Genomic DNA, 13,931 nt, shown 5'->3' with positions numbered 1-13,931 from the left:
GACAGGAGTGATTAGAATGATCGACGAACAACGAACAGTACGCAAGGATACGCGTTCCAAAGCAGCTTTTGATGAGGCAAAACAGTATATTCCGGGTGGCGTGAACAGTCCGGTTCGAGCTTTTAAATCCGTAGGTATAACACCGGTATATATCGATCGTGGAGAAGGATCGCGTGTATATGATATCGACGGTCAATCCTATCTAGACTATGTATGTTCATGGGGACCGCTTATTATGGGCCATGCGCATCCCGAAGTGGTTAAAGCTTTACAGGCTGCTGTTGTAAAAGGAACCAGCTTCGGAGCCCCAACGTTGGCGGAAACGGAAATGGCGAAACTCGTATGTGAGCGTGTTCCTTCTATGGACATTGTTCGCATGGTCAACTCGGGAACCGAGGCGACGATGAGTGCGATACGACTCGCGCGTGGATTTACAAAACGTAGCAAAATTCTTAAATTTGAAGGCTCTTATCACGGTCATGCGGACAGCTTGCTGATTAAAGCGGGCTCTGGTGTTGCGACCTTAGGTCTACCTGATAGTCCGGGTGTACCTGAAGTCGTGGCCACACATACAATCACCGTCCCTTATAATGATTTGGCATCGGTGAAGCTGGCTTTTGAGAAATTTGGTGAAGAGATTGCTGCTATTATTGTCGAGCCGGTGGCCGGCAATATGGGTGTTGTACCGCCACAGCCTGGATTTTTGGAAGGTTTGCGTGAGGTAACCCAGCAGCACGGAAGTCTACTAATTTTTGATGAAGTGATGACTGGATTCCGGGTGGGACTTCATTCCGCTCAAGGGCGCTTTGGTGTGACGCCGGATCTTACGTGTCTAGGCAAAGTGATTGGTGGTGGCTTACCTGTAGGTGCATATGGCGGTCGTCGCGATATTCTAGAGCAAATCGCGCCATCTGGCCCCATCTATCAAGCGGGTACGCTTAGCGGAAATCCGCTAGCTATGGCAGCAGGTTATTCGACGCTTAAATTGCTGACATCAGAAATATATGATCGCCTGGAAGAGCGGGCAGCACGACTTCAGGCCGGATTCGAACGTAACGCGCGAGAGCTGGGGATTCCTGTCACGATCAACCGTGTAGGTTCTATGGTGTGTCCGTTCTTCACAGACGAGAAGGTTGTCAATTTTGACACTGCTAAAACGAGTAATCAGGACCACTTCCGCCGTTACTTTACTGAAATGGTGAATGAGGGCGTTAGTGTAGCTCCATCTCAATTTGAGGGCATGTTCGTATCAGGTGTGCATACAGTTGAGGATATTGATGCTACCATTGAAGCGAACTATCGCGCGCTCAAACGTCTATGAGTTGGAAAGGCAGCTGGAAAAGAAGAGGGCCGTGGCTGGAAGTCACACCGGGGCGAGAAATTGCAACTGATGAAAATCGCGCTGAAGCTGTGGACCGCTGGTTGCTGAACCGTCTGGGATTACCAGACAAGCTGTGGCGCAGGCTACGGCATGAAAAAGGGATTGAACTTACAGGGGACCGGCTGCGGCTGGCCCTTTTTCCTGTAGTGGACCTCGGCGTCATCCCACGTTGGTATGATTTGAAGATACTATACGAGGATGATTTTTGCTTGGTCGTACACAAACCAGCGGGTATGGCGGTCCATCCAGACGGTGGTGTAAAGGATAGTCCGCTGACGTTGGATCATGCTGTCGCATCCTATTATGAAATTAACGACATTCATACAGCAGTACGGCATGTACATCGTCTCGATGTGGACACGACAGGCCCGGTGCTATATGCCAAAAATGAATTTGCGTTGCTCAAGCTGGACGAACAAATGCGAGCTAAGGACATCGGTCGTCGTTATGTAGCTTTGGTACGAGGGAAAGTACCTCCATCGCTGCGGACGTTGGATTGGCCGATTGGCAAGGATAGGCATCATAAACAGCGCCGCCGTGTATCCCCAACCGGGCAGAAGGCGGTTACCCATGTGGAAGTTGGTGAAGTATGGGGGAGTGGTCCGAGTGCGGTCAGTCTCGTGTATCTGACGCTGGAGACAGGCCGGACGCACCAGATACGCGTACATCTTAGTCATGCTGGTTATCCTTTGCTTGGGGACGTTTTATACGGCGGTCGTGCTGTTGATTTTGGTAGGCAGGCCCTTCACGGAGAGCGCCTTACCTTCTGTCATCCGCTGAGCGGCGAAACGATAACCGTGGAGGATGCTTGGCCGGATGATTTTCAAAAGCTGCACAAACAGCTATAAAAGATGGCATGCCTTCTATTTTGGCGCATATACTTGAACCTAGAAACGGTTTGCAATATGGAGTTTCCGTGCGCCTGACACGAGTCAGAGGATGTGCGGAGGCTGCCCAAAGGAGGATGCCATCCTTGAATAAACAACAGAATGATCAGCCGCAAGGCTTGCGTTTTGATATTTATGAACGCATTCATTTGACGGAGGAAGCTGCCGGGATTGCCGAGTTGGAGGAAATTGAGCTTCTGCCACGCATTCAGGTTGTAACCCACGGCGACCATGCCGCTTTGCGAGGGCATTTGCTGCTGGAGGGCGTGTACCGCACACCTGAACAGATCACGAGCGAGCTTCATCATTTGATCCCTGTGGAAATTACCATTCCGCTAAATCGGGTAGGAAGATTGGAAGATATCTCTGTGGAGATTGAAAATTTTGATGTGGACCTGCTCTCTTTACGCAGTCTAAACATTACAGGGGTTCTTTCTTTGCATGGGGTGGAAAGCTCTCATGCAGAGGAGACAGCGGTTTGGCTGGATGAGGAGTTTACTGTGGTGCATGCACCTGAACATCCGGCTCCATCTCTTTCCGGCGATGGGGAGCATCGTCACGAAGAGGCCTATTCTACCCAAGACTCGGCATTCAACAACTATACAGACTCGGAAACTTCATACACAGTAGCAGCGCAACAGGAGTCAGCTTACTGGGAACAGTCGTCAGAGGATCAACTTGAACAGATGTCATCATTGGAGCAGCAGACTTATGACCCGATAGTAGATCCGAATCGATATTATGAGCCATGGACGGGAAAAGCAATTGAAGACAGTTCTTCCGAAGTGAAGCATGAGCAGGAGTCACCGGAAGTGTGGGGAATTCAGCAAGAGGCAGTAGGGACGGTAGGAGATGAGCCTAAAGTATCTTCTACATCTCCCAATGTAGCATACGACTCTTTGCTGTCGGAGCCGCATTCTGACACAGAGTCGGAGATTTATTTGGAGCCGCAGTTGGAAGCAAGTCAGGGGAATGACTTTGACTTCAGGCCTGAGGCGTCAGAACAGGTAAACCATGAAGTTCATGATACCTTTACTGAGGAAAAGCCAGAGATGCGCGTGGCTTTTAACAGTAAAAAGGATGAAGGAGCAGACGAGCCGGACCCGGTTGTCTACTCATCATTGCTTCAATCCAGCCGTTCGGTAAAAGAAGCGGAACACCAGCAGCAGCTGGAACATGAACCGCAAGGTCAGGATCAGAAAGTCGACGAAGAGCGTGAGGATGCCAAGTGGAAAAATCTTTTTTTCCATACACAGGATGAAACGCCTTTCCGCAAGGTAAGGTTATGCATTGTACAGCGCGAGGATACACTGGAAACGATAGCAGACCGTTATCAACTCAGCACACGGGAGCTTCAATTGTATAACAGATTGGCAGAGCATCATGTAGAAGAAGGGCAAGTATTGTACATCCCTTGATTCGGTTGCTGAAACATGCGACGAAGTGCTGACTATAGTCAATGAGAAATGGGTGTTGACTATAGTCAATGGGAAATGTATGATGTGGTATAGTTATTGAAAGACTGAGATCGGGAAGAGTAGGCAGCAAGCCCTTCAGAGAGTGGAATTGCAGCGCTGTGAGGTTCCGCAGGAAGCTACTGGCCGAAGTCACCCGGGAGTCGCCTGTTTGAACGGTTCCTCATTTCATTCCTTCGGAAGGTAAGAGGTTCACGGTAGAATAAGGCCGGTCCGCAACCGTTATCTGCATAAAGTGTCACACCATGTGTAATGGATCAGTGGATACATACACTAGGGGTGAAACAAAGGTGGTACCGCGAGAGAACAGCCTTTCGTCCTTTGAGGATGAAGGGCTTTTTTTATTTGCCAATTGAAAAATCATGGAGGTATCCTGATATGTCAGAACAAGACAACAAGACAACCTTGGAAATGCCAACAACGTATGATCCCAAATCAGCAGAACAAAAATGGTACAAAACGTGGATGGAGAAGGGCTATTTCCGCGCCGGGCAACATCCAGAGGCAGAGCCTTTTACAATCGTTATTCCACCACCCAATGTTACGGGTATGTTGCATATTGGACATGCTCTTGACTTTACTTTGCAGGATATTATTATCCGCGCCAAGCGGATGCAGGGTTATGATGCCTTGTGGCTGCCAGGGGCAGACCATGCAGGTATTGCTACTCAAACAAAAGTAGAGCAGAAGCTGCGTGAAGAAGGCCTGACTCGCTATGATTTGGGCCGTGAGAAGTTTTTGGAAAAAGTGTGGGAGTGGAAGGATCTTTATCTGGACAATATCCACAACCAATGGGAAAAAATGGGCTTTTCTCTCGATTATTCTCGTGAACGTTTTACATTGGATGAGGGACTGTCCAAAGCGGTACGCGAAGTATTCGTTAAACTGTACAAAAAGGGCCTGATTTATCGCGGTAAACGCATCATTAACTGGGACCCTGCTGCACGTACTGCGTTGTCGGATATTGAGGTGGAATACAAAGAGGTGAATGGAAATCTGTATCACCTGCAATACCCACTGAAAGACGGTAGCGGATTTATTACTGTAGCCACCACACGTCCAGAAACGATGCTGGGCGATACGGCTGTAGCTGTACATCCGGAAGATGAACGCTACAAGCAAATGATCGGCAAAACGCTTGTGCTTCCAATCATCGGGCGTGAAATTCCGGTCATTGCGGATGACTATGTGGATAAAGATTTCGGTAGCGGCGCTGTTAAAATCACACCGGCTCACGATCCGAATGACTTTGAAATGGGACAACGTCACCAGTTGCCACAAATTACGGTGATGGACGAGACGGGAACCATGAATGCTGAAGCAGGCAAATATCAGGGACTGGATCGCAGCGATTGCCGTAAGCAAATCGTCGCTGATTTGAAAGAGCAGGGTGTACTAATTCGTATTGAAGAGCATGTACACCAAGTAGGCCATAGTGAGCGTTCAGGTGTAGTTGTAGAACCTTATCTGTCCACCCAATGGTTCGTGGAAATGAAGCCTCTGGCAGCTAAGGCGATTGAAGCACAGAAGGCTGGCAACGGTGTAAACTTTGTGCCGGATCGCTTTGAGCGTACTTATCTGCATTGGATTGAAAATGTGCGAGATTGGTGTATTTCCCGTCAATTATGGTGGGGACACCGTATTCCGGCTTGGTATGATGAAGAAACCGGAGAAGTGATTGTATCGGCGGAGGACCCTACCACTTTGCCTGAATATGCTGGTAGAAAGCTCAAACAGGATGAGGATGTACTCGATACTTGGTTCAGCTCTGCTTTGTGGCCGTTTTCGACCCTGGGTTGGCCTGAGCAGACAGAGGATCTCAAACGCTATTATCCGACTAATGTTCTAGTTACAGGCTACGACATTATTTATTTCTGGGTATCGCGTATGATTTTTACCGCGCTGGAATTTACGGAAGAGATTCCGTTCAAGGACGTACTTATGCACGGTCTGGTTCGTGACGCGGACGGAAGAAAAATGTCCAAATCCCTAGGCAATGGTGTTGATCCGCTCGATGTGATCGAACAATATGGTACCGATGCTATGCGTTATATGATCTCCACCAGCAGCACGCCAGGACAAGACCTTCGTTTCCGCTGGGAACGTGTGGAGCAGGCGCGTAACTTTGCCAATAAAATCTGGAATGCATCACGTTTTGCGCTGATGAATCTGGAAGGCGTCACTGCGGCAGATATAGACATTACCGGTGACTTGAGCACCGTTGATCGTTGGATTCTGCACCGTCTAAACGAAACTTCACGCGACATCACGCGTCTAATAGATGCTTATGAATTTGGCGAGACAGGCCGCCTTCTGTACAACTTTATTTGGGATGATTTGTGCGACTGGTACATTGAGTTTGCGAAGCTTTCCCTATATGGCGATAATGCAGAGGCGAAAAAGAAAACACAATCCGTCCTTGCCTATGTTTTGGATCGGACACTGCGCATGATTCATCCGTTCATGCCTTTTATCTCCGAGGAAATATGGCAGCATCTTCCGCATGAGGGAGAAACGATCACACTGGCTGCTTGGCCTGCTTACGATCCTGCTTTCGAGGATAAGGATGCGGTCGCTGAAATGAATTTGCTGATCGACGTGATTCGTGCTGTGCGCAATATCCGCGCTGAAGTCAACGTGCCGATGAGTAAAAAAATTGAATTGCTCATAAAACCTGGCGATCAAGCCGTTCTTGATATCATTAACCGCAATGGGGAGTATGTACGTCGATTCTGTAATACGTCTGAATTCGACGCGGGATTAGAGTTCACCGCTCCAGATAAAGCCATGACATCTATTGTTAGCGGCGCAGAGCTATACCTGCCGTTAGCCGGACTGCTAGATATTGCCCAGGAAATTAGCAGACTCGAAAAAGAACTTCAGCATTTGAACAGTGAAGTGGAGCGCGTGGAGAAAAAGCTCTCCAACCAAGGCTTCGTGGCAAAGGCACCAGCCAAAGTCATCGAGGAAGAGAAGGCCAAGCAAGCCGATTACTCAGATAAGCGCGCTAAAGTTATCGCACGTATTGAAGAACTCAAGGGATAATTTCACTCACAATAAAATGACCTGAAGGTGAAGAGGATGTCAGATACGATCAGGGGCGGCGACATAGCCCCTTTACAAAGTTATGATGAAGCAGTGGAATGGATTAACGGGTTGATTCCGTTTGGCATTAGACCCGGACTGGAACGAATCGAACAGCTGATGAGTAGACTGGGTGATCCCCAACGACATCTGAAATTTATTCATATTGCGGGAACCAACGGTAAGGGCTCGACTTGTGCCTTTCTAACCTCTGTGCTTCTGAAATGTGGATACGATGTTGGGACCTTTACTTCTCCGTACATCACCCGATTTACGAACCGTTTTCAATTCAACGGGACCGATATTCCAGATGAAACGCTGGTTTCACTCGCCAATCGCTTGTATCCGTTGGTGAAAGAAATCGCTGATAGTGAGTTGGGATCACCCACGATGTTTGAGGTGTCCACAGCGTTGGCTATTTTGTACTATGCTACGGTAGCTTTTCCAGATGTTGTGGTATGGGAGACAGGTCTCGGGGGAAGGATGGATGTAACTAATATCGTGAGTCCTATCGTCTCGGTCATTACGAATGTCGGCTATGACCATACGGACATTTTGGGAGATACACTGGAACAGATTGCAAGAGAAAAGGCTGGGATCATCAAGCCAGGTGTACCTGTCGTCAGTTGTGTTTCCCAGCCCGAGGCTATTCAGGTCATACGTAAAACGGCGGCCAAGCAAGGAGCTACCTTGTACCTGGCAGGAGAACAATTTACGTATGAACGGTTAAATGGGAATGAAACAGGTCAGACCTTTTCATTCGCTGGACCCTTCCGGCATATGGAAATCGACATCACGTTGTTAGGCGAGCATCAATGTTCTAATGCGGCAGGAGCTATGATGGCACTTGAAGTCCTACGTCAGTATATGGCTTTTGTGTTGGATGATGCGGATCTGCTGGAGGGCTTTAGGCAAGCTGCCTGGGCAGGGCGTCTCGAACAAGTCAGTACCTCGCCGAGAATTGTCCTTGATGGGGCTCATAATCCAGAAGGGGCTCAGACGCTGGCCAAGAGTCTCCCACAAGTGTATTCGTACAAAAAATTGGTTTTAATGATGGGAATGCTGTCAAACAAGCATCATGAGGCATACTTGCAGCATATACTGCCACTAGTGGATACGCTTATACTGACCGAGCCCGATTTTCGCCGCAAAATGAATGCCGCTGATTTGGCTCATCTCGTGGAGAAGCTGCGGCCGTCTTATGCCAAAACGGATTTAAAAATTATTGTAGAAGGTGACTGGAAAAAGGCTTTAAGTCTGTTTCAGTCACATACGGAAGCGGAAGATCTGGGGGTGGTGTCCGGCACGCTGTATCTTATTGCGGATGTACGGGCTACCCTTATGTATCAAACCGATTCGGAAAAAGGTTGGTGAAATTTGTTGATTACTTCGGAACATGTTCATTTTATCGGTATCGGCGGCTACGGGATGAGCGCGATTGCTCGGGTCATGCTGGAGATGGGTTATACCGTGACTGGCTCAGATGTGGCATCACAGGAGCTGACAGAAAAACTGGCGGCAAAAGGCGCGAAAATATATATTGGACACACGCCTGAACATATTGCAGGCGCAGATATTGTTGTCTATTCAACAGCATTGTCACGTGACAATGTAGAGCGGGTGGCAGCGGAAGAATTGAATATTCCAACACTGCACCGTTCGCAGATGCTGGCTCGCTTGCTTAACGAACGTAAGGGAATAGCGGTTGCGGGTGCGCACGGGAAAACGACGACCTCTTCCATGATCGCTCTGGTTATGGAGAGATGTAACGTTGATCCAACGTATATTATTGGCGGCGAAATCACGAATTTGGGAACGAACGCCAAAGCGGGTAAAAGCGAGTTTGTCGTTGCCGAGGCGGATGAGAGCGATGGTTCTTTCCTGCAATATCATCCTTGGCAGGGTATCGTAACCAATATTGAAGCGGATCATTTGGAAAATTACGATGGAGATTTTAATCGGCTGAAAAGTGCTTACGTACAGTTTTTAAGTCAAATTCGGCCGGATGGAGCAGCTATTGTATGCGCAGATGATCAGAACATCCGAGAGATGTTGCCTCAGCTCCAAACTCGGGTCATTACTTATGGAGTAGAGCATGAAGCGGATTACATGGCGACAGATATCCAACTAGGTGACCGCCGATTAAGCTTTACGATGAGTCGTAAGGGAACAGCACTCGGAACTATTGAATTGTCTGTACCGGGTAAACATAACATGTATAATGCGATGGCTACCGTGATTTCATGTTTGGAAGCAGGGATTCCATTTGATCAAATTGCTGCAACTATTGTGGAATTTCACGGAGCAAAACGTCGTTTTCAAGTGCTAGGTGAAGGCAATGACATTTTGATTATTGATGACTATGCGCATCACCCAACAGAGATTGAGGCTACGATCAGTGCAGCGAGAGCGACTGGGAAGCGTATTATTGCCGTGTTCCAGCCACAACGCTACAGCCGTACCTTTTTCCTGTTGGATGCGTTCAGCCGTGCGTTTAGCGAGGCTAATGAAGTGATCATTACCGATATTTATTCACCAGCGGGAGAAAAACAGATTGCAGGTGTGCATTCTTCCAAACTGGTGGATTTAATCGTCCAAAACAGCAATGCGAATGCAATCTATTTACCGACCAAAGAAGCCGTGATCGAAGAGCTGAAAGATCGGTTACAGCCGGGTGATCTAGTGCTGACAATGGGAGCAGGGGATATTTGGAAAGCTGGCGACGCGTTAGCACGCCATCTTCGCGGGCAACAAGTGTAATACGTATTAGCAGCAGCTATTACACTAATGAATTTTAAATATTTTAAAAGGGTATTCCGAACACGAAAGTGGCGGGATACCCTTTTTTTGTAATGTCGGGACATAATTCCTTGCTTTAATTCATACAACAGACTATGAGGAAGTATGGGACAAGGAGGGAGTGCATCCATGAACAAGGCCAAGATGACATTCCGGTTCGATCAACAGTTGCCGGAAACAAGCCGGGAGGATAAGCTACAGGTGCTTCCGAACAAAAATGAGTCGTTTACGAACGGACAGCGTGACATGATTAGAGATACGGAGTTACACCACGATGATGAGCTTTATCAAACTGATAACCAGCGTAAAGGAATGGAACGGACTAGTAGTATGGAGAAACATACTCGAACTACACAACATTCAGAGCTCGGCAAACCTGTGGAGACGAATAAACGCATTGCAACTCGGCGTTTTACTCCAACATTGAGGGTACAAGAGGGATGGGACGACCCTTTTGGTCGTTCGGCAGCTTCCTGGTCAGATGCGGACGTTCTACCGGAAAGTCCAGAAGAGGATGATGTTGAGGTTGAGGAGGCCTATTATTCCGGTCAAGAGTATAGAAAGCGTCCACCTCACCCTTCCAGATGGAGGTTAATCGGTTCTGTAGCCAGTGCGTTGGTGACTGGGGGCATGTTCGGATATATTATGTTGTTACTGTTTAACGGAGGTAGTATGGTCCCGGGATCTGATTCTTTGGATAATGAGGCTGTACCCGTTTTCAAAGAATCTGTTGATGTCGATACAACGTCTGCAAAAGAGAATGCTGCCCCTGTCGCCGTCGTAGCTACTCAAGTGTCTCCACAAACCTATTACTTGCTGCAATACGGGGTTTTCAGCACTCCAGAGAGGGCTTTACAGGCAAAGGAAGAACTGTTGAAGGCAGGCATTGCAGCAGGAGGGGATAGCGAGGATCAAAACCGAGTATATGCAGGAATATCGTCGGATAGGGAGCAAGCCAAGTTGCTTAGTAATCAACTGAAGACACAAGGAGTGGAATTGTATGTCCGCGAGCTCGAATTACCCGGATTCGAAAAAGCGGCTTACGGAGGTAATGGTGATAAACTCACTACCTTTTTTCAGTTAAGCAACTCATTAGTGGGCAAGCTGAGCGGACTTTCCTCAACTTTGCTCAGAGAAGAAGGCCCAAGTACGGTGCCAGCCTCCGACATGAGCGAGCTGAACGACCTGCATCAGCAGTGGACACAAAATATCGCTGCACTTCCCACTGGTCTTCCGAAGGAAGCGGCTGCCACCGCAACTTCGCTTGAAAAGGCGATGAACAGCGCAGTCTCTGCACTTGGAGAATATAACAAGAACACAGCCAAGGAACACATTTGGGAGATTCAGTCCTCCATGATGGAATATGTTTTGCGTGAGAAGGAATTTATCCAATTCATAAAACAGTAGACTAACCATACTTTCCGGCAAGGAACTGGAAATAGTTCCCCATGCCGGATTTCTGTTTGTATTGCAGTACAAATCACCGTATAATAATGAAGGTGTCAAAAAATGGCGAGGGAAGATCAGGATGAAAAAAAATGTAGGAATGCTTATACTGTTTTTGTTGCTCGGTTGGCTTTTGGGTGCCTGGATTGCTAAGGCCCTTCAATCGGTCAAAGTCCTTTCCTTTCTGACCCACCCCACTACGATATCTTGGTCGCCGAGAGCGGATCTGGATATTATCAGCTACAACATAACGATAAATTTTGAATTGAGCCTGCTTAGTCTGATCGGCATCATCGCCGCATTCTGGCTGTATCGCAGGCTCTAACTGATGAAAAGGAGCTTCCCTTATGGACGGGAAAATTACGCCCCGCATTATTCTGGCATCGACTTCACCAAGAAGGAAGGAATTACTCGCATATTTGAGACTCCCCTTTGAGGTGGTGCCGAGTCATGCGGATGAAAGCACGCCTGAGAGCTGGACGCCTCAGCAAATCGTGGAGACCCTTGCAGCCCGCAAAGCCGAAGCGGTCGTGCGCACTGCCGCACAGTCCGAGGAAGCTGGATTGGTGATTGGCAGTGATACGATTGTCGTGCTGGAGGATTCGGTATTGGGCAAGCCTGCTGACCATGCGGACGCGGTTCGTATGTTGACTGCATTGCAGGGAAGAACACACCGTGTGTACACTGGGGTAGCCTGCATACATACCGGAACCGGCAAGATGCTTGTTAGACATCGCCAAACGGAGGTCACAATGAAGCCTCTGAACCAAGAGCAAATTGTGGCATACGTAAATACTGGAGAACCGTCTGACAAAGCAGGATCGTATGGCATTCAAGGCATGGGTGCTACGTTGGTGGAATCTATTCAGGGTTGTTATTTTAACGTCGTAGGATTGCCGCTTTCTTTGCTGTCGGACATGCTGTCCGATTTTGGAGTGAATGTGCTGCGTCCATAAAAGGGGATAAACATATGCTGGAGTCGCCAATACTGATGCTTCGCGACCTCCCCCATGAAGAACGACCAAGAGAGCGCATGATGACATATGGGGCGGATGCCTTGAGCAACGCGGAGTTGCTAGCAATACTACTGCGTACAGGAACACAAAGTGAATCATCTCTGCATTTAGCGCAGCGTATTTTGCAGCAAGCAGGGAATTTGCGTCAACTGGTGGATATGAGTCTGAGCGAGTTGACCCAGATTAAGGGCATTGGAAATGCTAAAGCGATACAGCTAAAAGCGGGGATCGAACTCGGGCGTCGATTAGCATTGTCACGCCACTTGGAGACCCCGGTGATTAGTTGCCCACGGGATGTGGCAGATCTGCTGTTTGAACAGCTTCGCTATTTGCAGAAAGAGCATTTTGTTTGCCTGTTTTTAAATACCAAAAACCATGTCATTGCTCAGGAAACGCTATCTATGGGCAGCCTGAATTCCGCCATCGTGCATCCTCGTGAAGTATTTCGGGCTGCAATCAAGTGTAGCAGTGCTTCGATTATTTGCGCTCATAACCATCCGAGCGGTGATCCGAAGCCAAGCCCGGAAGATGTCCAGTTGACTCGCCGCCTGATGGAAGCGGGCAACATCGTGGGCATCGACGTGCTTGATCATATTGTGATCGGGGACGGGACCTTTGTAAGTTTGAAGGAACAAGGTCTGATATAATATAATATTTAAATCAAACATTTAAACATGACCGGATAAACCGGCCTGAATAAACCGTTTATACAGGGATAACAGATTTCAGGGAAGAGAAAAGGAGATTAACATCATGCTGGGTGGCTTTACAAAAGATTTGGGAATTGACTTAGGAACGGCAAACACGCTTGTATACGTAAGAGGTAAGGGAATCGTGGTTCGTGAACCATCTGTAGTTGCTTTGCGTACAGATACAAAAACCATTGAGGCTGTTGGGGAATCTGCGAAAAAAATGATCGGTCGCACACCGGGAAATATCCGTGCAATTCGTCCAATGAAGGATGGTGTCATTGCTGATTTTGATACGACTGCAACGATGATCAAATATTTCATCCGTCAGGCGCAAGCACAACGTTCATTGTTTCCGCGCCATCCGAACGTGATGGTTTGCGTGCCTTCGGGCATTACTGCAGTGGAACAGCGTGCTGTTGAAGATGCGACCAAGCAAGCAGGCGCAAGAGAGGCGTACACGATTGAAGAGCCGTTTGCAGCGGCAATTGGCGCTGATCTGCCGGTATGGGAGCCTACAGGCAGTATGGTTGTCGATATCGGTGGAGGTACAACCGAAGTTGCGGTCATTTCCTTGGGAGGGATCGTAACAAGTCGTTCTGTACGTGTAGCTGGCGATGAAATGGACGAGTCCATCATTCAATACGTGAAACGTCAATACAACCTGATGATTGGTGAACGGACTTCTGAGCAGCTGAAAATGGAAGTTGGTTCAGCTATGCCATTAGAGCAAGTGGAAACATCGGAAATCCGCGGACGCGATCTGGTAACAGGCTTGCCGAAGACAATTACGATTACCTCCGATGAAATTAGCGAAGCATTATCGGATACCGTTAATGCGATCGTGGATGCAGTTAAAGTAACATTGGAAAAATGCCCTCCTGAGCTGGCAGCGGACATCATGGATAGAGGAATTGTACTGACTGGTGGTGGAGCACTACTGCGCAACCTGGATAAGCTGTTGGCAGGTGAGACCGGAATGCCGGTGATCGTAGCGGAAAATCCTCTGGATTGTGTGGCAATCGGTACGGGTAGAGCACTGGAAAATATCCATTTGTTCAAATCGCGCAGCAGTTCTGCCGTCCGTTCCAAACGTTGAATCGGGGGTGTAGGAACTGTTTAAGCTGTTTGGCAATAAAAGACTATTTGTTCTA

At 48.2% G+C, this 13,931-nt stretch carries 11 protein-coding genes and 1 other annotated feature; all 11 genes read left to right on the top strand.

Going from position 1 to position 13,931, the window contains the following annotated elements:
- The first annotated feature begins 16 nt into the window (after positions 1 to 16).
- The 11 genes from hemL to PPM_RS20250 all read left to right on the top strand — a co-directional run bounded on the left by hemL (position 17) and on the right by PPM_RS20250 (position 13,876).
- Positions 17 to 1,321 carry a glutamate-1-semialdehyde 2,1-aminomutase gene (hemL, locus tag PPM_RS20300; protein WP_013372682.1) on the top strand — a complete coding sequence of 435 codons (1,305 nt, stop codon included), beginning with the start codon at positions 17 to 19 and terminating at the stop codon, positions 1,319 to 1,321.
- The gene (locus tag PPM_RS20295) at positions 1,318 to 2,229 is read left to right on the top strand and encodes an RluA family pseudouridine synthase (protein WP_013372681.1); all 912 of its coding nucleotides are present in this window, start codon (positions 1,318 to 1,320) and stop codon (positions 2,227 to 2,229) included. The genes hemL and PPM_RS20295 overlap by 4 nt, the downstream gene beginning before the upstream one ends.
- Positions 2,230 to 2,354: 125 nt before the next feature.
- Positions 2,355 to 3,686 (top strand): LysM peptidoglycan-binding domain-containing protein, encoded by a 1,332-nt coding sequence (locus tag PPM_RS20290; RefSeq protein WP_013372680.1) that lies wholly within the window; start codon positions 2,355 to 2,357, stop codon positions 3,684 to 3,686.
- Positions 3,687 to 3,783: 97 nt separating this feature from the next.
- Positions 3,784 to 4,068 (top strand) — a binding site (T-box leader).
- 53 nt (positions 4,069 to 4,121) lie between these two features.
- Positions 4,122 to 6,788: a valine--tRNA ligase gene (locus PPM_RS20285; protein ID WP_013372679.1), complete on the top strand. Its 2,667-nt coding sequence runs from the start codon at positions 4,122 to 4,124 to the stop codon at positions 6,786 to 6,788.
- 36 nt (positions 6,789 to 6,824) lie between these two features.
- Positions 6,825 to 8,201, top strand: a complete 1,377-nt coding sequence (locus PPM_RS20280) for a bifunctional folylpolyglutamate synthase/dihydrofolate synthase (protein ID WP_013372678.1) — start codon at positions 6,825 to 6,827, stop codon at positions 8,199 to 8,201.
- A gap of 6 nt (positions 8,202 to 8,207) precedes the next feature.
- Positions 8,208 to 9,587 carry a UDP-N-acetylmuramate--L-alanine ligase gene (murC, locus tag PPM_RS20275; RefSeq protein ID WP_016324656.1) on the top strand — a complete coding sequence of 460 codons (1,380 nt, stop codon included), beginning with the start codon at positions 8,208 to 8,210 and terminating at the stop codon, positions 9,585 to 9,587.
- A 168-nt stretch (positions 9,588 to 9,755) separates the two neighbouring features.
- Positions 9,756 to 11,033 carry an SPOR domain-containing protein gene (locus tag PPM_RS20270; RefSeq protein WP_013372676.1) on the top strand — a complete coding sequence of 426 codons (1,278 nt, stop codon included), beginning with the start codon at positions 9,756 to 9,758 and terminating at the stop codon, positions 11,031 to 11,033.
- Between the two features lie 121 nt (positions 11,034 to 11,154).
- Positions 11,155 to 11,397, top strand: coding sequence for a DUF4321 domain-containing protein (locus PPM_RS20265; RefSeq protein WP_013372674.1), 243 nt, complete (start codon positions 11,155 to 11,157; stop codon positions 11,395 to 11,397).
- 22 nt (positions 11,398 to 11,419) lie between these two features.
- Entirely contained in the window at positions 11,420 to 12,028 is a 609-nt protein-coding gene (locus PPM_RS20260) for a Maf family protein (protein WP_013372673.1), read from the top strand.
- Positions 12,029 to 12,042: 14 nt separating this feature from the next.
- Positions 12,043 to 12,735: a RadC family protein gene (radC, locus tag PPM_RS20255; protein ID WP_013372672.1), complete on the top strand. Its 693-nt coding sequence runs from the start codon at positions 12,043 to 12,045 to the stop codon at positions 12,733 to 12,735.
- A gap of 106 nt (positions 12,736 to 12,841) precedes the next feature.
- Positions 12,842 to 13,876, top strand: coding sequence for a rod shape-determining protein (locus tag PPM_RS20250; protein ID WP_013311600.1), 1,035 nt, complete (start codon positions 12,842 to 12,844; stop codon positions 13,874 to 13,876).
- Positions 13,877 to 13,931: the final 55 nt, after the last annotated feature.

This window comes from Paenibacillus polymyxa M1, assembly GCF_000237325.1.
GTDB lineage: Bacteria > Bacillota > Bacilli > Paenibacillales > Paenibacillaceae > Paenibacillus > Paenibacillus polymyxa_C.
This window is presented reverse-complemented; position numbering and strand designations above follow the sequence as displayed.